The organism is Nocardia sp. NPDC003999 (assembly GCF_053604885.1).
Map to the genome: position 1 here is coordinate 128,310 of NZ_JBSGIB010000013.1, position 17,615 is coordinate 145,924.

The 17,615-nt window shown below is 68.9% G+C and carries 16 protein-coding genes, 3 tRNA genes and 1 pseudogene; 11 read left to right on the top strand and 9 right to left on the bottom strand.

Annotated elements, in window-relative coordinates; genetic code table 11:
- Positions 1-232 precede the first annotated feature (232 nt).
- The 5 genes and pseudogenes from ACWESM_RS24245 (at position 233) to ACWESM_RS24265 (ending at position 4,295) form a co-directional block, all read left to right on the top strand.
- Positions 233-1,366, top strand: a complete 1,134-nt coding sequence (locus ACWESM_RS24245; RefSeq protein ID WP_356963509.1) for a DNA cytosine methyltransferase — start codon at positions 233-235, stop codon at positions 1,364-1,366.
- The gene (locus tag ACWESM_RS24250; protein WP_355073042.1) at positions 1,363-1,791 is read left to right on the top strand and encodes a very short patch repair endonuclease; all 429 of its coding nucleotides are present in this window, start codon (positions 1,363-1,365) and stop codon (positions 1,789-1,791) included. Before ACWESM_RS24245 ends, ACWESM_RS24250 begins: the two co-directional genes overlap by 4 nt.
- A gap of 263 nt (positions 1,792-2,054) precedes the next feature.
- A pseudogene (locus ACWESM_RS24255) lies at positions 2,055-2,606 on the top strand (DUF998 domain-containing protein); the annotation flags it as partial.
- A 126-nt stretch (positions 2,607-2,732) separates the two neighbouring features.
- The gene (locus ACWESM_RS24260) at positions 2,733-3,125 is read left to right on the top strand and encodes a RidA family protein (RefSeq protein WP_452493799.1); all 393 of its coding nucleotides are present in this window, start codon (positions 2,733-2,735) and stop codon (positions 3,123-3,125) included.
- A gap of 453 nt (positions 3,126-3,578) precedes the next feature.
- A complete protein-coding gene (locus ACWESM_RS24265) occupies positions 3,579-4,295 on the top strand; it encodes a maleylpyruvate isomerase family mycothiol-dependent enzyme (RefSeq protein ID WP_452493767.1) in 717 nt (238 codons plus the stop codon).
- Between the two features lie 130 nt (positions 4,296-4,425).
- Here the strand turns inward: ACWESM_RS24265 and ACWESM_RS24270 are convergent.
- The 3 genes from ACWESM_RS24270 to ACWESM_RS24280 all read right to left on the bottom strand — a co-directional run bounded on the left by ACWESM_RS24270 (position 4,426) and on the right by ACWESM_RS24280 (position 5,415).
- A tRNA-Arg gene (locus ACWESM_RS24270) sits at positions 4,426-4,498 on the bottom strand.
- Between the two features lie 34 nt (positions 4,499-4,532).
- Positions 4,533-4,622: transfer RNA gene (locus ACWESM_RS24275), tRNA-Ser, on the bottom strand.
- Between the two features lie 88 nt (positions 4,623-4,710).
- On the bottom strand, positions 4,711-5,415 hold the full coding sequence (locus ACWESM_RS24280; RefSeq protein WP_355073048.1) for a dienelactone hydrolase family protein: 705 nt from the start codon (positions 5,413-5,415) through the stop codon (positions 4,711-4,713).
- 116 nt (positions 5,416-5,531) lie between these two features.
- Between ACWESM_RS24280 and hisC the strand changes: the two genes are divergently transcribed.
- Entirely contained in the window at positions 5,532-6,605 is a 1,074-nt protein-coding gene (hisC, locus tag ACWESM_RS24285; protein ID WP_452493770.1) for a histidinol-phosphate transaminase, read from the top strand.
- Here the strand turns inward: hisC and ACWESM_RS24290 are convergent.
- Positions 6,602-7,738, bottom strand: coding sequence for an alpha/beta hydrolase (locus ACWESM_RS24290; protein WP_355073051.1), 1,137 nt, complete (start codon positions 7,736-7,738; stop codon positions 6,602-6,604). The genes hisC and ACWESM_RS24290 overlap by 4 nt on opposite strands.
- Positions 7,739-7,743: 5 nt before the next feature.
- Positions 7,744-8,775 (bottom strand): HoxN/HupN/NixA family nickel/cobalt transporter, encoded by a 1,032-nt coding sequence (locus ACWESM_RS24295; RefSeq protein ID WP_452493772.1) that lies wholly within the window; start codon positions 8,773-8,775, stop codon positions 7,744-7,746.
- 518 nt (positions 8,776-9,293) lie between these two features.
- Here ACWESM_RS24295 and ACWESM_RS24300 point away from each other — a divergent pair.
- On the top strand, positions 9,294-10,367 hold the full coding sequence (locus ACWESM_RS24300; RefSeq protein WP_452493800.1) for a nitric oxide synthase oxygenase: 1,074 nt from the start codon (positions 9,294-9,296) through the stop codon (positions 10,365-10,367).
- Between the two features lie 249 nt (positions 10,368-10,616).
- On the opposite strand, the gene ACWESM_RS24305 is transcribed toward ACWESM_RS24300, so the two are convergent.
- The 3 genes from ACWESM_RS24305 to ACWESM_RS24315 all read right to left on the bottom strand — a co-directional run bounded on the left by ACWESM_RS24305 (position 10,617) and on the right by ACWESM_RS24315 (position 12,446).
- Positions 10,617-10,701, bottom strand: a tRNA-Ser gene (locus ACWESM_RS24305).
- A 24-nt stretch (positions 10,702-10,725) separates the two neighbouring features.
- Entirely contained in the window at positions 10,726-11,226 is a 501-nt protein-coding gene (locus ACWESM_RS24310; protein ID WP_397278643.1) for a MarR family winged helix-turn-helix transcriptional regulator, read from the bottom strand.
- A gap of 41 nt (positions 11,227-11,267) precedes the next feature.
- Positions 11,268-12,446, bottom strand: coding sequence for an alpha-hydroxy-acid oxidizing protein (locus ACWESM_RS24315; RefSeq protein WP_355073055.1), 1,179 nt, complete (start codon positions 12,444-12,446; stop codon positions 11,268-11,270).
- A 117-nt stretch (positions 12,447-12,563) separates the two neighbouring features.
- On the opposite strand from ACWESM_RS24315, the gene ACWESM_RS24320 reads away from it, so the two are divergent.
- Positions 12,564-13,568, top strand: coding sequence for an NAD(P)H-quinone oxidoreductase (locus tag ACWESM_RS24320; RefSeq protein ID WP_364433011.1), 1,005 nt, complete (start codon positions 12,564-12,566; stop codon positions 13,566-13,568).
- Between the two features lie 7 nt (positions 13,569-13,575).
- Here the strand turns inward: ACWESM_RS24320 and ACWESM_RS24325 are convergent, their stop codons facing one another.
- Positions 13,576-14,778, bottom strand: a complete 1,203-nt coding sequence (locus tag ACWESM_RS24325; RefSeq protein ID WP_355073057.1) for a cysteine desulfurase-like protein — start codon at positions 14,776-14,778, stop codon at positions 13,576-13,578.
- A 253-nt stretch (positions 14,779-15,031) separates the two neighbouring features.
- On the opposite strand from ACWESM_RS24325, the gene ACWESM_RS24330 reads away from it, so the two are divergent.
- The 3 genes from ACWESM_RS24330 (at position 15,032) to wzt (ending at position 17,588) form a co-directional block, all read left to right on the top strand.
- The gene (locus ACWESM_RS24330) at positions 15,032-15,634 is read left to right on the top strand and encodes a bacterial proteasome activator family protein (protein WP_355073058.1); all 603 of its coding nucleotides are present in this window, start codon (positions 15,032-15,034) and stop codon (positions 15,632-15,634) included.
- Between the two features lie 225 nt (positions 15,635-15,859).
- The gene (gene wzm, locus ACWESM_RS24335) at positions 15,860-16,741 is read left to right on the top strand and encodes a galactan export ABC transporter permease subunit Wzm/RfbD (RefSeq protein ID WP_379249917.1); all 882 of its coding nucleotides are present in this window, start codon (positions 15,860-15,862) and stop codon (positions 16,739-16,741) included.
- Between the two features lie 10 nt (positions 16,742-16,751).
- Complete coding sequence (gene wzt / locus ACWESM_RS24340; protein ID WP_355073060.1) at positions 16,752-17,588, top strand: galactan export ABC transporter ATP-binding subunit Wzt/RfbE; 837 nt, start codon at positions 16,752-16,754, stop codon at positions 17,586-17,588.
- The last annotated feature ends 27 nt before the right edge of the window (positions 17,589-17,615 follow it).

Here is a 17,615-nt window from a genome sequence, read left to right on the forward strand (position 1 = left end):
CGCAGGCGGATCGGCCGGTCATCACGTCCGGGTGCGACCACCCTTGTGCATTATTGGAAAAGCGCACCGATCGCACGGCGTGACACGCGGACCGTACCAGGTGCCGGGGACGATGGTCGCGATGTTCGGGGAACGCCTCGGACGACTCGAGTAACCTGCTCCCCGGGCACAGGACGCGCGGGCGGCGTCCGGTGTGGACGCGAGAAAGGGAAGGTCGTTGACGGGCGCGCGGATGGTCGGGCTGTTCGCCGGGATCGGCGGACTCGAGCTCGGCCTCGGCAGGCACGGCTGGCACACCGAGTTGCTGTGCGAGATCGAGCCCGGAGCCCAAGGCGTGCTCGCCGCCCGTTTCCCGGACGTGCCGCTACATTCCGACATCACCAGACTCCGCGCCATCCCGGCGGGAACGGAACTGGTCGCGGCGGGATTCCCGTGCCAGGACCTCTCCCAGGCGGGGCGCACCGCCGGTATCACCGGCACGCGCTCGGGTCTGGTCGACGAGGTGTTCCGCCTGGTACGCCGGAAGCGGGGCCCACGCTGGCTGCTGATCGAGAACGTGCCGTTCATGCTGCAACTCGGCCGCGGCGCGGCCATGCGGCACATCACGGGCGCGCTCGACGAGCTCGGCTACACCTGGGCCTACCGGGTGGTGGACGCCCGGGCGTTCGGCCTGCCCCAGCGCAGGCAGCGGGTGCTGATGCTGGCCTCCCGCACCGAGGACCCGCGCGGGGTGCTGTTCGGCGAGGACGCCGGTCCCCGCGCGATCGGCGATCCCGAGATCGATCCGTGCGGCTTCTACTGGACCGAGGGGGTGCGCGGACTTGGCTGGGCGGTGAACGCGGTTCCGACCCTGAAGGGCGGCTCCGCGCTCGGCATCGCCAGCCCGCCCGCGGTGCGGCTGCCGTCCGGGGAGATCGTCACGCCCGGCATCGCCGACGCCGAACGTCTGCAAGGTTTCGACGCGGGCTGGACGGCGCCCGCGACCGACGTGCCCGGCATCAGGAAGGGCCACCGCTGGAAACTGGTCGGCAACGCGGTGAGCGTGCGAATGGCGGCCTGGGTCGGGTCCCGGCTGGCCGCTCCGCTCGCACCGATCTCCGGCGAGCAACCGCTGTCGCCGGGCACTCCGTGGCCGGTCGCCGCATGGGGACACAACGGTGCCGCCTATCGGGTGCCGGTTTCCACCTGGCCGGTGCACGAGCCGTACGAGGACCTGGCCCACTTCCTCACCGACGCGCAGTTGCTCTCCGCCCGCGCGACGGCCGGATTCCTGCGCCGCACCACCATGGGCAGTCTGCGCTTTCCGCCCGGCTTCCTCGCCGACGTGGAAAGCCATCTCGATCGGATGGGTGGATGGGCGGCATGACCCGCAGGCCCACGACCGACGCGGTGACCAGCGCGAGGATGGCGCGTCAACGGCGCACCGGAACCGATCCGGAGCTGGCGCTGCGCCGGGAACTGCACCGGCGCGGGTTGCGCTACTTCGTCGATCGCGCGCCGATCCGGGGACAGCGCAGGCGCGCCGACCTGGTGTTCCCGCGCAGGCGCATCGCGGTCTACGTGGACGGATGCTTCTGGCACCGCTGCCCGCAACACGCCACCGACCCGAAGAACAACGCCGAGTGGTGGGCGGCCAAACTGGCGGGCAACGTGGCCAGGGACCGGGCCACCGACGCGGCGCTCATCGCCGCGGGATGGCACGTGGTCCGCGTCTGGGAGCACGAAGATCCCGTCAGTGCGGCCGACCGCGTGCAGGCCGCGCTGTCAGCGGTGTCGCACCCGCACGAGTGAACGCGGAGCGTGGGCGGCCAGATAACCGGACGCCACCATCACCGTCATGACCGCGATTCCGGCGGCGGCAGTCGCGAAACCGAGCATGGGGACCTCCTCGAGTTGCAGCTGTCGACCAGCGTGCCGGGCGAAGCTGACAAGACCCTGTGTGCCGGATGGTAATGACGTGTGCGGCCCGCCGCTGTCCGGCGCGCTCGAGCGACCAGCAGAATGAAGGCGTGACGAGTGGCCCGGAGATCGCTGTTCGGCGCGTACGACCGGCGATGGTGCTGGTCGCCGCGGCGATCGCGATCGCTGGGATCTGCTACTCCTCCTGGGTGCTGCAGTTCGTGCTCGGCATCGACCTCGACCCGGTCGACACGTTCCTCAGCGAACTGGACGCGGAGGGCAAGCCGTACCGGGAGGTGTTCGCGACCGCCGACCTGATCGTCGGGGTGGCGCTCATGCCCGCGGCGCTCGCGGGGCTGCTGTTGTTTCCACGCCGCAGGCTGACCAACGTCGGCTGGATCGCACTGTTCTGCTTCGGCGCGGCGACCGTCGCCGACGTGCTGCTGCCGCTACACGACTGCGTCCCCGGTGAGAGCGGGTGCGGCGGCCCGAGCGAACTATTTCCGCAACTGCATCAGCCGCACGCGCTGACGAGCACGCTGGCGGTCACCTCGATCGCGGTCGCCGCCTTCGCCTTCAGCCTCGCCGCGTTCCGCTATCGACGCTGGCGGGTGCTGCGCGAATCCGGCCTGGTCGTTCTGGTGATCGGCTCGCTGGCGACGGTGTGGATGCTGGTGGCCGACAACCTGCCCGGGAACTACGCCCTCGGCATCGCCCAGCGGATCCAGGTGGGCGCGATGTCACTGTGGTTGATCGCGCTGGCCGCCGCGGTGGTCGTGGAGGGCCGGGAACCTGCGCATGGCCGCGCCGAGCGCCGTGCGATGCTGTCGCGCATGAGTGATCGCGTGAACATCTCCTCGGGTTCGGAGTTCGAAGACATCGTCGGCTACTCGCGGGCGGTCCGGCTCGGCGATGTCATCGCGGTCAGCGGAACCACCGCTTCGGCACCCGGCGGCACGGCGGTCGGCGGCGACGACATCGGCGAGCAGACCAGGGAAACGCTGCGGCGCATCGCCGCCGCGCTGGAAGAGGCGGGCGCGAGCCTGGCCGACGTGGTACGCACCCGCATCTTCGTCACCGACATCGCCCGCTGGCCCGAGGTCGCCAAGGCGCACGCCGAGGTCTTCGACGAGATCCGTCCCGCGACGGCGATGTACGAGATCAAGGCGCTGATCACCCCGGCCTTGCTGGTCGAGATCGAGGCCGACGCGATCGTCGGCGGGTAGATCGCCGGGCGAGCTTCCAGGCCGCGGTGGTCTGTCCGGCTACCTGCCGAACCGGCGAGCCGTCATGCCGCCGAAGCGGATGGATCGTCGCGAGCGGCGATCGCGCTCGTCCCAGATCGCCCCAGCCCGCTGCCAGTCCTGGGCGGAATCACGGCTTGTCGCCCACGACGGCGGCACGCCGGAGGTTCACCGCCCTGCACCGAAACGCCCGGGTCCGGTGATCTCACCTCGAGTGCGACCACGGAGTTGTCGGATGTCGGTGCTGCGGGCTTTCATGCAGCGCCGGCGTTGAGCCCCTGTCGGAGCCGACGCCATCCGGTGTCCAGTGCGTCATCCAGCGCCGACGACACCGGTAAAGACCGACGGCACACACGCAGGCCCACAACAGTTCCGATGACAGGTCCGGCCCGTCGTTCGCGGCGGACCGGGTCTCGCATCGCTAGGGTCGAAACCGTGACCACCGCCTCGCAGACTCCCGTGCACCTCGACACCGTCGCCGAGGCGACCGCACGCCTGCTCGACACCATCCGCGGCCTCGACGAGCACGCCGTCACCGAGCCCTCCCTCCTGCCCGGCTGGACCCGCGGCCACGTCCTCGCGCACCTCGCCCGCAACGCCGACAGCTTGGTGAACCTCCTGCTGTGGGCGCACACCGGCGTCGAAATCCCGCAATACGCCAGCCCTTTCCTGCGCGACGCCGACATCGAGGCGGGCGCACCCCGTCCACTCGCCGAACAGCTCGCCGACAACGACGTCGCCGCGACCCGTTTTCTCGGCCTCGCACGCTCCCTCACCGACGACGCATGGCGAGCACAGGTCCGCACCCGCCAGGGCCGCCCCATCCCCGCAACCGAAGTCCTGTGGATGCGCCTGCAAGAGGTCGAAATTCACCACGTAGACCTGAACGCGGACTACCACCCCACCGACTGGCCCGCCTCCTTCGTAGCCCGCATCCTCCCCCAGGCCACCGCCGACCTCACCCGCCTCACCGCCGACACCCCCCTTGCCATCACCATCCAGGCCACCGACACCGACTTCACCGCCCCCATCGGCCCCTCTCCCACCGACACCATCTCCGGCCCAGCCGCCTCCCTCGCCGCCTGGCTCCTCGGCCGCACCCCCGGCACCGACCTCACCGGCCCCCTCCCCACCCTCCCCGCCTGGAAGTAACCACGAGTGGCACACCACTGCGGCATCGGCCGAGAAGCCGTCTCCCTGGTGTGCCACTCGCGAGCGTCACCTACATGGATGTAATGCGAGAAGGCCCCTCCGCTGCTACCGGAGGGGCCTTCTACCTGCGTGCGCCCGAAGGGATTCGAACCCCTAACCTTCTGATCCGTAGTCAGATGCTCTATCCGTTGAGCTACGGGCGCATGTGTTATTCAGTTGTACCCGGTTTCCCGGGTGTGGCGGAGGCGAGAGGATTTGAACCTCCGGTCCCCGTGAAGGGACAACTCATTAGCAGTGAGTCCCATTCGGCCGCTCTGGCACGCCTCCTGGAGCCTTCTCTTCGAGGGCACCGGTCCTTTCGAACCGCCGAGCAGAAAGGTTACAGGAGCTACCGACCAGATCACAAAACGGCTGGTCAGCGTAGGTTGCTGTCGAACCAATCGAAGATTCTGGTCTGCGAATCGACCGCGTCGCCGTCGTCCGCCTCGAAGGTGTCGGCCCGGTGGTGCAGGCCGGAGTAGGTGACCACCAGGCTGGCGACCGCGGCGCGGGCGGTCGCGTCGCGTAGCTCGTCCACCTGGGCGGGCGGGGTGGATGGGTCGTCGACGCCGAACAGGCCGAGCCACGGCGCCTGCAGGTTGGGCGCGGCGCGCACGAGGGCGTCGGCCTGCTCGGTAAGCGGCTCGGTGATGCCGTGCGCCGCGACGCTCACCGCGGCGCCGATCGGGCGATTGGTCGCGACCAGGAACGCGGCGGTGCCCGCGGAGTCGAACCCGAGCACGCCGATGGTGTCGGGGAACACCCCCCGCCGGGTGAGCCAGTCGAAGCAGGCGTCGAAGTCCGCGAACAGCTCGTCGCCGAAGACCCCGGCGCCGGGTTCGCCGTCGCCCCGATGGAAAAGTTTGGGCGCGACCACCGTCCAGCCCTCGCCGGCCAGCGCGTTCATCAGGTCGCGTAACGCGCCGGAGAACTCGCGCGACTCGTGCAGCAGCACGATGCCGCCGCGGGCGTTTCCATCCGGCTCCACCACCGTGATGGGCACCTGCCCACCGCTGGCCGGCCGCTCGTCTTCCTGGTCGCTCGCCCGCAGCGGGGCCAAATCGTCGTAGGTGCCCGACATGAAACCAGCGTAGGGCGAGTTGCTGAACTTCGGTAGAAGTTGCACGTGAGGGGCTATATCCCAAAGAATTTCCGGTACGCCGATCGGGCTTTTCCGGCGCCGATTAGGGTTGGAGTGTGACAGCGCAGATCCGGCCGGACCTCGAATCGATCCCGGCGTACACCCCCGGCCGCAGCAATCCCGGCGCGGTCAAGCTGGCCAGCAACGAGACGACCGTCGGTCCGCTGCCCGCCGCCGCCAAAGCCATCGCCGAAGCGGCCGAGCTGGCCAACCGGTATCCGGACAATCAGGTGACCGAGTTGCGGACGGCGCTGGCCGAGTTCCTCGGGGTCGGCTTCGAGAACGTCGCGGTCGGCTGCGGCAGCGTGGCGCTGTGCCAGGAGCTGGTGCAGATCACCTGCTCGGCACCGTCGGACGAGGTGCTGTACGCGTGGCGCTCGTTCGAGGCGTATCCGATCGTGACCAAGGTGGGCAACGCCACCGCGGTGCAAGTGCCGCTCACGGCCGGTCAGGTGCACGATCTGGACGCGCTGGCCGACGCCGTGACCGAGCGGACCAAGTTGATCTTCGTCTGCAACCCGAACAACCCGACCGGCACCGCGGTAGGCCGAACCGAGCTGGTCCGGTTCCTCGACGCCGTGCCGTCGCACGTGCTGGTGGTGCTCGATGAGGCGTACTACGAATACGTCCGGCTCGCCGACCGCCCCGACGGCGTCGAGATCGGCCGGACCAGACCCAATGTGGTTGTGCTGCGCACCTTCTCCAAGGCGTACGGCCTGGCCGGGTTGCGGGTGGGCTACGCGGTGGGCGATCCGGCCGTGATCACGGCGCTGCTGAAGGTGCACATCCCGTTCAGCGTGAGCAGGCTCGCGCAGGCGGCGGCGATCGCGTCGCTGGAGTCACGCCACGAATTGCTGGATCGCACGGACGTTCTGGTCGTCGAACGCGAGCGGGTGCGCGACGCGCTGGTGGCGGCGGGATACCCGGTGCCGCCGAGTGAGGCGAACTTCGTCTGGCTGCCGCTGGGCGCGCGCAGCGCCGAGTTCGGCGAGGCCAGCGCGGCGGCCGGGGTGCTGGTGCGGCCGTACGGGACCGACGGGGTGCGCGTCACCATCGGCGACCCGCACGAGAACGACCTGTTCCTGAGCTTCGCCAGCGCCCCGGAGGTGCTCGCCCGGTTCCTTGGTTAGCGGACGCCTATCGCGGGCGCGATCGTGGGCCAGGAGAGGGCGAGCTCGTCCTCCCAGTACGGCCAGGAGTGCGTGCCGGTGGCCCGGAAGTGCGCGGTGACCGGGATGCCGAGCGACCGCAGCCGGTCGGTGAGCCGCCGGGTGCAGGCGTTGGTGGCGGCCTCCAGCGGGCCGCCGAACGTGATGGCGCTGGGCAGGTCGACATTCGGCGTCCCCGGCACGTCGTGCACACCGGGCAGGCCGCTGCCGACCGACAGGTAGATCGTCTTGCCCCGCAACGCGTCCGCGTGCAGGGTGACGTCGTGCGCCAGCCAGTCCGGGTCGTCCTGCTTGCCGAACATGTTGTCCGGCTCGCCCATGTAGGTGGCCACCACCGCCCGCGCCTGCGCCTGGCCGATGTCGGTGCCCATCGAGAAGCAGCCGCTGTGCGCCCCGATGGCTTTGTAGAGCGTCGGCTGCCGGAACGCGAGCATCATCGCGGCCTCCGCACCCATCGAGACGCCCATCACCGCGTTGGTGCCGTTGCCGTCGAACTTCGCGTCGATCAGCGGAGGCAACTCCTTGGTCAGGAATGTCTCCCACTTGTTGGTGCCGAGCACCGGGTCCGGCTGCTGCCAGTCGGTGTAGAAGCTGGCCGGCCCGCCGACGGTGAGCACGACGTTGACGTCCTTGTCGGCGTAGAAACGGTCGGCGTGCCCGAGTTCGGTCCAGTTGTTGCTGTCGGGGCTCGCGCTGCGGCCGTCGAGCATGTAGACGGTGGGACGCGGGCGCGACTGGTCGCGTGGCAGCAGTACCTGCACCTCGACCACCCGGCTCATCGCGGGCGAGGCGACGTAGACCCGCAGCCACCGATCGTTGATCGGTTCGATGCGCTCGATTCGCGGCGTCGAGGGCTGTTTACTGGTCGGCTCCGCCGGGCCGGGACCGTCCGACGATCCGGTGTTGACCGGCGGCGGATTGCCGGGCGCCGCCGTGACCTGGGGTGCACCGAATGACACCACACCGGAAACGAGTGCGGCACTGATCAGAGCGCTGGAGAGCCAACGCCGCACCCCGCGACACAGCATGCCGACCATCCTGCCAGAGATGTCGATGGCCGCAGGAAGGCCGTCGCCGTGTCGAAGACCACGCACCGTGCTCACCGTGCGGGCAGACCGTCCTGCCAGCGCCGCTCCACGCCGGCTAAACGCCACACCGCGACGGCGACCGCCCAGGTGAGCACGAACAGCCCGACGATGATGAACCCGAGATCACCGAGGTCGAGATTTCCGATCCAGGCGACGACGCCCGATCGGACCTCGAGCCGCTCTGCGAAGATCGAGACGATCTCCTGCCCGCCGATCAACAGCGCGACGGCCACCGACAGTCCGGTGATCACCAAGTTGTAGTAGATCTTCCGCACCGGCTCGGCGAAGGCCCAGTCGTAGGCGAAGCTCATGAACGAACCGTCCAGCGAGTCGAACAGCGCCATGCCCGCCGAGAACAGCACGGGCAGTACCAGGATGGAATACCAGGGCAGCCCGGTCGCCGCCGCGCCGCCCGCGATCACGAGCAGCCCGACCTCGGTGACGGTGTCGAAGCCGAGGCCGAACAGCACGCCCACCGGATACATGTGCCGCGGCCTGCGGACGAGGCCGAGCACCGGTCGCAGCAGCCGGTTGAGCAGGCCCCGGCTGTCCAGCTGCCGTTCCAGCTGCGCCTCGTCGAATTCGCCGCGGCGCATCTGCCGGAACACGCGCCAGATGCCGACCAGCGACGCCAGATTGAGCAGACCGATCAGGATCAGGAACGTGCCGGAGACGCTGGTGCCCCACAAGCCCGTCCAGCGTTGCAGGGCCGAATCCTCGTCCGCCAAGGTGGACGCCAGCGCCCGCACACCGAAGGCGAGCAAGGCCACGAGCACGAACACGACCGTGGAGTGGCCCAGCGCGAACCAGAAGCCGACTGTCCGGACCTTTTGCTTCCCGCTCTCCGCCACCAATTTTCGAGTGGTGTTGTCGATGGCGGCGATGTGGTCGGCATCGAACGCGTGCCGCATGCCGAGCGTGTACGCCGTCACCCCGAGACCGATGCCGAACACCGAACCGTCGATCACATAATGGTTCGGCGCGACGAACAGCAGCAGCGTCCCCCAGCCGAGGACGTGCAGAGCCACGACGGTGATGGTCATTCCGATGACACTGCGCACGAGCGAACCCCTCGACCCCCGAAATGCAGACACGTCAACGATACTCGACCGCACCGACATCGGTCCGCGTCTCGGGGCGATCCAGCAAATCCAGCAAATCGCGGCACACCATCAGCACACCCGCCGTACGCTGAGCGCCGAGCCTTTTCCGGGTATCGAACTAGGACGGGCATGATCGCGCATCCACACTATCGGCGCCGAGGTCACCGCACTGCGCTGCACGGCACCGTGCGGACCGGCCGCCCGGTTCACAGTCGCGACGGCCCCTGTGTCTCCTGAGTTGGCCTCGAGTGAAAGCTAATCCGTGGCATCTGCCATGCGCGGGCAACCCCGACGAAGCGGTGCCCGCTGCGCTTCCCGCGCGAATTCTCTGCTCGATTCGTCTGTTTCATCGCAGCACCTATGCCCGACCGGAGAAAACCGTGAATCCAGTGTCGCCCGTCTCCTCGATCGAGAACGAACCGGACACAAATCCTTTCCTGCCCGATCTGGAACGCCGGATGCGGGAGTGCGACGAGTTCTTCCGGCTGCCCGAATTGGCGCACCTGAGCGCGCAGCGCCGACGCTGCGCGCTGGAGCAGCTCGAACAGACCGGCTCCTACCTCCAGACCGCCGAGGAGATCCTGATCGGAGCCAAACTCGCCTGGCGCAATCACGCCCGCTGCGTCGGCCGCAAGCATTGGCGCTCGTTGAAATTGCTCGACGCCCGGCGGGTCCGCTCGGCGCGCGACCTGGCCGAGGTCTGCTGGCAGCACCTGCACATGGCCACCAACAACGGCGCTATTCAGTCGATGATCACCGTCGGGCCGCCGCGGCAACCGGACGGGCGCGAGTTCCGCATCGTCAGCCCGCAGATCATCCGCTACGCGGGCTACCGCAACGGGGACGGGACGGTCACCGGCGACGCCGCCAACGTCGAGCTCACCGCATTCGCGATGAAGCTCGGGTGGCGCGGCGCCGGAACGCCTTTCGACATCCTTCCGCTGCTGATCAGTACCCCGGACGAGCCGGTTCGCTGGTTCGACATCCCGCCCGAACTCGCACGCGAGGTGGAACTAGAGCATCCCGAGTTCGAGTGGTTCGCCGGACTGGGCCTGCGCTGGCACGCGCTGCCCGCGGTGTCCGACATGAATCTCGAGATCGGCGGCATGACCTATCCGTTCGCACCGTTCAACGGCTGGTATCTGGGCGCGGAGATCGGTGCGCGCAATCTCAGCGACACCAACCGCTACAACATGCTCCCGCTCATCGCGGAGATGATGTGCCTGGACACCCGGGCAGAGCGCAACCTCTGGCGCGATCAGGCTCTGGTCGAACTCAACCGCGCGGTGCTGCACAGCTTCCGCAAGGCGGGCGTGTACATCGTCGACCATCACACCGTCGCCAAACAGTTCTGCGATCACGTCGAGCGCGAGGAAGCCGCGGGCCGAGCCTGCCCCACCGACTGGTCCTGGATCAACCCGCCGATCTCCTCCGGCCTGACCCCGACCTTCCACCGCTACTACGACCCACCCGACATGGACATCCGGCCGAATTTCGTCCGCAGAGACTTCCGCGTGGGCATGGGACTATAACCAGCGGCGGTTCCAACGGGACAGTGCCGAGCCAACAACTGAAGGTCCAACCGTCAACGGCAACCCCGGCCATCAGCGGGTGCCCGGACCAGCAATGTGACCCAGCCAGCAGCGAAAGACCCGGCCCAACCCACAGCGGGGTCCGGGGGCGACGCCCGCCGGGCGGGGTGTGGGGTTGCACCCCCACAAAACATTGCGAAACGAGCCCGGCTCATGCTCTCCATGAGCATGGGCCAGCGACGAGTGGAGCGGAGACGGAGGGATTTGAACCCCCGGTCGCTCTCGCGACGCTCGCTTTCAAGGCGAGTGCATTCGGCCGCTCTGCCACGTCTCCAGGGACCTGATCGTAGCGGACGGCTCAGCCGGAGTGCTTGCCGATTTCCTCGTCGACGCGGCCGAAGACGTCGGCGATCACCTCGAGCTGGGCCGGAGCCAGCAGGTCGATGAAATTGCGGCGGACGGCTTCGACGTGGCCGGGCGCGGCGGTTTGCAGGCGGCGCAGGCCCTCGTCGGTGAGTTCGGCGAGCACGCCGCGGCCGTCCTCCAGGCAGGTGTTGCGGCGGACCATCTTCTGTGCCTCCAGCCGCCGGATCTGGTGGGTCAGCTTGCTGCGCGAGGACAGCACGCCGTCGGCCAGCTCGCTCATCCGCAACGAGCGGTCGGGCGCCTCGGAGAGCAGGACCAGGATCCGGTATTCGGCGACGGTCAGGTCGCTGTCACGTTGCAGCTGACGATTCAGTGCCGTCATCAGGCGCTGGTGGCCGTCCATGTACGCGCGCCAGGCGCGCTGCTGGGCCGGGGTGAGCCAGCGGGGCTCGGCCACGACGCGACCGCTCGGTTCGGGATGCACGGTGGTCATTCTATGCGCGACGAACTGCCGAAATGGGCAACTCTCGCAGGTCAGCGCACCGTGGACAGCAGTGCGCGGTTCACCGCGGCCGGGCTGGTGCATCCGGCGAGGCCGAGGGTGGAGTCGAAATCGGCGAGCAACGTGCGCAGCGCGTGCCGTACCCCCGCGGCGCCCGCGAGCCCGAGGCCATAGGCCCACGGCCGCCCGTACAGCACCGCCTTCGCACCCAGGGCCAGCGCCACGAGCACGTCGGAACCGGTGCGCAGGCCGGAGTCGAACAGGACGTCGGCGCGGTCGCCGATGGTGGCCACCACCGCGGGCAGCGCGTCCAGCGCCGCGATCGAGCCGTCCACTTGGCGGCCGCCGTGATTGCTCACCACCACCGCATCGGCGCCGGCATCCACTGCCTGACGCGCGTCGTCCGGGTGCAGGATGCCTTTCACCGCGATCGGGAGATCCGTCCATTCGCGCAGCAGCGCGAGGTCCGCGAGCCGCAGCGTGTGGTTGCCGAACAGGCCGACCCAGGTGAGGATGGCCGTCCGCATCGCCTCCTCGCTCTCCTCCGGCGCGGCGGGCAGCTTGGCCCGGAACACCGGGTCGGACAGGTAGTTGGCGATGCCCTTGCCGTGCAGGAACGGCAGGTGCGCCTGTTCCAGGTCGCGCGGCCGCCAGCCGAGGGTCGGAGTGTCCACGGTGACCACGATCGCCGAAGCTCCGGCCTGCTCGGCGCGCCGGACGAAAGAGCAGGCCAGTTCGTCATCCGCGGGCCAATACAGCTGATACCACCACGCACCGGCCGCCGCGCCGACGTCCTCGATGGTGGAGGAAGCGGCCGTGGACAGCACCGTGCCGAGGCCGAGTTCCTTGGTCACCTCCGCCACGATCACCTCGCCGCCCTCGTGCAGGAGTTCCAGGACGCCGACCGGCGCGGTGAGCACGGGCGCGGCCAGTTTCGTGCCGAGCACCTCGACGGACAGATCCCGGGCGCCGGGGCCGGTGGAGCCGCGCAGCATCCGCGGCAGGATGCGGTAGCGGTCGAAGGCGGATCGGTTGGCGGCGGCGGTGCGCTCCGCGGACGCGCTGCCCGCCACGTAGGCGAAGGCGGCCGGATCCAGCCGCTCCCGCGCCAGCGACTCCAGACCCGCTGCGGTCATGGGCAATTCGGGTCTCACGCCGCCCAGACCGCCGAGGTAGATCTCGTTCTGGAAATCGATGAAGCCGCCACTCATCACCGGAACGGTAGTCCGTGACGCCGGTCACCGCAGGCCGCTTGCCGGATCGGTCCGGAAAGGACGGCTCCGGGGGCCAGGGCGCGGCCGTCCGTCCGCGCGGAGCACTATGGCATGGTGCGCGCTATAGATCTGAACGGTTTCGGCGGTCCCGATGTCATGGTCTTGGCCGAAGCGCCGGAGCCGAAGCCGGGACACGGAGAAGTGCTGATCGAGGTGGCCGCCGCGGGTGTCAACCGGGCCGATCTGTTGCAGCGTCAGGGCTTCTACCCGCCCCCGCCGGGAGCCAGCCCGCTACTCGGCCTGGAATGCTCCGGCGTGATCGCCGGAATCGGCGACGGAGTGCGCGACTGGGCGGTCGGCGATCGAGTGTGCGCGCTGCTGTCCGGCGGCGGCTACGCCGAGCGGGTCGTGGTGGCCGCCACCCAGGTGCTTCCGGTGCCGGACGGCCTGGACCTGGGCGCGGCGGCCGGGCTGCCCGAGGTGGCGGCGACCGTGTGGTCGAACCTGGTGATGACCGCGGGCCTGCGAGCCAACCAGCTGGTGCTGATCCACGGCGGCGGCAGCGGGATCGGTACGCACGCCATCCAGGTCGCCAAGGCCCTCGGCGCGCGCGTAGCGGTGACCGCCGGATCGGCCGAGAAGCTGGCGCGCTGCGCGGAACTCGGGGCGGACGTGCTGATCAACTACAAAGAGGACGACTTCGTCGCGGCCGTGCGTGCCGAGCGCTCGGGCGCCGGCGGCTCCGGCGCGGACGTCATCCTCGACAACATGGGCGCGGCCTACCTGGGACGCAACGTCGACGCGCTGGCCGAGCACGGCCGCCTCGTGGTTATCGGCATGCAGGGCGGAGTGACCGCCGAACTGAACCTGGGCGCCCTGTTGCGCAAGTGGGGCACCGTCCACGCCACCAACGTGCGCGCGAGGCCCGCGACCGGAGCGGGCGGCAAGGCCGAGATCGTGGCGGAGGTGCGCGGGCAGCTGTGGCCGTTGATCGCCGACGGCACGGTGGCGCCCGTCATCGCGGCCGAACTGCCGATCGAGGAGGCCGCCGAAGCGCACCGGCTGCTGGACTCCGGCGAGGTGGTCGGCAAGGTCGTGCTGCGGGTGGCGGAACTCTGAGCGGCGCTCATTCCAGCGCCAGCAGCGCCCTGCCGAGCTGATCGATCTCGAACTTGGTGGTGTAGGGCGCGAGCCCGATGGTCACGGCGCCGCCCTCGTCGTTGACGCCGAGCGCGTCCAGCAGCCTGCTGCCGCCGTGCACACCGCTCACCGTGCCGATCCGGTTATCGGCGAGCTTCGCCGCGACCTTCTCCGCCTGCATGCCCGCGAGCGTGAAGCTGACCGTGGGAATGCGGGTGGACGCGCGGCCGATCACGGTGAGGCTCGGGATCGAGTCGAGCATGCTCATCAGGTGCTCGAACAGCTGGTCGTGGTAGTCCTGCAACGAGGTGATCGACATCTCCAGCCGCTCGCGCCGGGTGCCGTGGGCCCGCTCGTCCAGCCCGGCCAGGAAATCGATCGAAGTGGTCAGGCCCGCGAGCAGCGCGTATTGGTGCCCGCCGACCTCGAGCCGCTCGGCGCCCTTCGCATAGGGGTTGAGCGACATGGACGGGATCCGATCCAGGAACGCGGGGTCACGGAAGACCAGCGCGCCGATCTGCGGACCGCCCCACGCCGGTGCGCTCAACGCGACGACGTCGGCGTTCAGTTCCTCGATGTCGATGAGCGCGTAGGGCGCGGCGCCGAACGCGTCGGCCACCAGCAGGCCGCCCACCTCGTGCACCCGGTCCGCGGCAACCCGCACGGCGGGCGCCGAGCCGACGATGGGCGAGGCGGCGGTGAGGGCGACCAGCCGCGCAGTCGGTCCGATCAGCTCCTCGAACTGCCAGGACGGCATCTCGCAGGTCTCGATCTCCACCTCGGCCCAGCGCACGTGCGCGCCGTAGCGGTTGGCGATGCGCAGCCACGGCGCGACATTGGCCTCGTCGTCCAGCCTGGACAACACGATGCCGGTGCCGAGTCCGAGGCGGGAACTCAGCGATTCGGCCAGCCAGGCCAGCAGGACCGCACGGTCGGGACCGAGCACGACACCCGCCGGGTCACCGCCGACCAAGTCCGCGACGGCCTCGCGGGCCGCGTCCAGAATCGCCGCGCTGCGCACGGCCGCGGCGGTTCGGCCGATATGCGAGAAGGAAGAAGTTCGGAAACCCGTTGAAACGGCCCGGGATACCGCGTCCGGGATCAGCATGCCCGCTTGCGGGTCGAGATGGATCCAGCCGTCGCCCAGGGACGGTATCAGGCCCCGAACCCGCGCGACGTCGTAAGTCATGCTGGCCACTCTAAGGCCAGCAGGCGAGCCTGTGTAACCGCGTTCCCCTCCACATCGTGGCGAGAGCACAGCGACCTGGGACTCAGCATGGCGACCGACTTTCGACAAATCCGAATCACACGACCCGAACAGAATAGAACGCCGGCTCCCGGGGCGGTGCGTACCAGCGCCACGCGCCGCGCCCTGCCCAGTGTGCCCCGTCCGCGGAACACCGGCTTAGCGCGTTCGGAGCGAACACGACATGATAGGGACCATGACGCACTCGGACGAGGCACCGGACCACATCGTCGTTGTCGGACCCGACGGCAGGCCGTTGGCCATCCCGGCGGCGGCCGGACCGGGGGCTCCCTTCACCGCGCAGGTCGTGACCGACGATAACAAGGACGAGTCGGGCGATCGGGACGACTCCGGCGAATCGCTCGCCGACATGGTCGAGCAGCCCGCGAAGGTCATGCGCATCGGCACCATGATCAAGCAGCTGCTCGAGGAGGTGCGCGCCGCCCCGCTGGACGAGGCCAGCCGCAATCGCCTGAAGGAGATCCACACGTCCTCCGTGCGGGAGCTGGAGCAGGGCCTCGCCCCGGAACTGCGGGAGGAACTCGAGCGGCTCACCTTGCCGTTCACCGACGACGCCGTCCCGACCGACGCCGAGCTGCGGATCGCGCAGGCCCAGCTGGTCGGCTGGCTGGAGGGCCTGTTCCACGGCATCCAGACCGCGCTGTTCGCCCAGCAGATGGCCGCGCGCGCCCAGCTCGAACAGATGCGCCAAGGCGCGCTACCGCCCGGCCTCAACGCCGCCGACCCGCGCGGCGGTCAAGCCGGTCACGTCACCGGCGGTTCCGGCCAGTACCTGTGAGACCGGTGACGCGCGTGTGCCACGCGGCGGCGGGAAGCGGCCGGGGTAGTCTCGTGCACCGTGCCCGCCGCTGCCGCTCGCTCCGACTCGGTCTCCGATCCGAGTGCGGTGCGTCCTGAAGAGAGCTCAGTTGGTTCCGATGACCAAGCACGTTCAGATGACAGCTCGCCGACCCCCTCGGCCGAGCACACGGAGCGTTCCGGCGACGACTCACCGGAGGACACGGTGAGCGCGGCAACACCGGAGACGGAGACCCTGCACGCCGGAGCCACCGTGGCGAAGATCGTGCCGGACTCCCAGACGTTCCGGCGCGCGTTCCAGGACTTCGCGGTCGGCTTCGCGCAGCGGGAGCTGTGGCTGTCGCTCGGCTGGCAGGACATCAAGCAGCGTTACCGGCGCTCGGTGCTCGGTCCGTTCTGGATCACCATCGCCACCGGCTTGCAGGCCGTGGCGATGGGTGTGCTGTACGCGGCGCTGCTCGGCCAGCCGCTGCGGGAGTACCTGCCCTATGTGACGGTCGGCTTGATCATCTGGAACGTGATCAGCGCGAGCATCCTGGAGGGCTCCGAGGTCTTCATCGCCAATGAGGGCCTGATCAAGCAGCTTCCTTCGGCCTTGAGCGTGCACGTCTACCGGCTGGTGTGGCGGCAACTGCTCTTCTTCGCCCACAACATGGTCATCTACGTGGTGATGCTCGCCGCGTTCGGCGTGTGGCGCCATCTCGGGGTGGCCAGCCTCATGGCGATTCCGGCGATCGCGCTGATCTTCCTGAATTCGATGTGGGTGTCGATCGTGTTCGGCATCTTCAGCACGCGCTACCGCGACATCGCGCCGATTCTCGGCAGCACCACGCTGATGCTGTTCGTGCTGACCCCGGTCATGTGGACGACCAAGACGCTGCAATCGCAGATGAACAACGGCGACCGCGCGAAGCTGGCCGAACTCGTGCCGACGTTCCACTATCTCGAAATCGTCCGGGCGCCCCTGCTCGGCGAACCGCAAGAACTGCGGCACTGGCTGGTCGTCGGCGTGATCACCCTGCTGGGCTGGATCGTGGCGATCCTCGCGATGAAGCAGTTCCGTTCGCGCGTACCGTACTGGGTATAGGAGCGCCCCGATGAGTCGTGTGAGTATCGAGACCCAGGAAGCCTGGGTCGAATTCCCGATCTTCGACGCCAAATCGCGGTCGTTGAAAAAGGCGTTCCTCGGCAAGGCCGGCGGCGCGATCGGACGCAACAAATCCGACGTCGTCGTGGTCGAGGCCCTCCGGGACATCAACCTGTCGCTGAAAGAGGGCGACCGGGTGGGCTTGGTCGGGCACAACGGCGCGGGCAAATCGACGCTGCTGCGCCTGCTCTCGGGCATCTACGAACCGTCGCGGGGCAGTGCGCGCATCCGCGGGCGGGTGGCTCCGGTGTTCGACCTCGGCGTCGGCATGGACCCGGAGATCTCCGGCTACGAGAACATCATCATCCGCGGACTGTTCCTCGGACAGACCCGCAAGCAGATGCTGTCGAAGATCGATGAGATCGCCGATTTCACCGAGCTCGGCGAATACCTGTCCATGCCCCTGCGCACCTATTCCACCGGTATGCGGGTGCGCCTCGCGATGGGCGTGGTCACCTCGATCGATCCCGAGATCCTGCTGCTCGACGAGGGCATCGGCGCCGTCGACGCGGAATTCATGAAGAAGGCCCGCAAGCGGTTGCAGTCGTTGGTGGCGCGTTCGGGCATCCTGGTCTTCGCCAGCCATTCGAACGAATTCCTCGCGCAGTTGTGCGACACGGCGTTGTGGATCGACCACGGCCAGATCCGCTTGCGTGGCGGCATCGAAGAAGTGGTGCGAGCCTATGAGGGGCCGGAGGCGGGGAATCACGTCGCGACCGTGCTGCGCGAGATGGAAGCGGAGCGGGGCGAGAAATCAGATCGAGAATTGGAGCGGAATCAGGCATGAGCGGTCAGGCCCGGAGGCGGCAGCGAA

What these genes read in the sequence shown, in the direction of transcription:
- ACWESM_RS24245 (WP_356963509.1), top strand. Translation starts at nt 233, where the DNA reads ATGGTCGGGCTGTTCGCCGGGATCGGCGGACTCGAGCTCGGCCTCGGC.
- ACWESM_RS24250 (WP_355073042.1), top strand. Translation starts at nt 1,363, where the DNA reads ATGACCCGCAGGCCCACGACCGACGCGGTGACCAGCGCGAGGATGGCG.
- ACWESM_RS24260 (WP_452493799.1), top strand. Translation starts at nt 2,733, where the DNA reads ATGAGTGATCGCGTGAACATCTCCTCGGGTTCGGAGTTCGAAGACATC.
- ACWESM_RS24280 (WP_355073048.1), bottom strand. Translation starts at nt 5,415, where the DNA reads ATGTCGGGCACCTACGACGATTTGGCCCCGCTGCGGGCGAGCGACCAG.
- ACWESM_RS24295 (WP_452493772.1), bottom strand. Translation starts at nt 8,775, where the DNA reads ATGACCATCACCGTCGTGGCTCTGCACGTCCTCGGCTGGGGGACGCTG.
- ACWESM_RS24300 (WP_452493800.1), top strand. Translation starts at nt 9,294, where the DNA reads ATGCGGGAGTGCGACGAGTTCTTCCGGCTGCCCGAATTGGCGCACCTG.
- ACWESM_RS24310 (WP_397278643.1), bottom strand. Translation starts at nt 11,226, where the DNA reads ATGACCACCGTGCATCCCGAACCGAGCGGTCGCGTCGTGGCCGAGCCC.
- ACWESM_RS24315 (WP_355073055.1), bottom strand. Translation starts at nt 12,446, where the DNA reads ATGAGTGGCGGCTTCATCGATTTCCAGAACGAGATCTACCTCGGCGGT.
- ACWESM_RS24325 (WP_355073057.1), bottom strand. Translation starts at nt 14,778, where the DNA reads ATGACTTACGACGTCGCGCGGGTTCGGGGCCTGATACCGTCCCTGGGC.
- ACWESM_RS24330 (WP_355073058.1), top strand. Translation starts at nt 15,032, where the DNA reads ATGACGCACTCGGACGAGGCACCGGACCACATCGTCGTTGTCGGACCC.
- wzt (WP_355073060.1), top strand. Translation starts at nt 16,752, where the DNA reads ATGAGTCGTGTGAGTATCGAGACCCAGGAAGCCTGGGTCGAATTCCCG.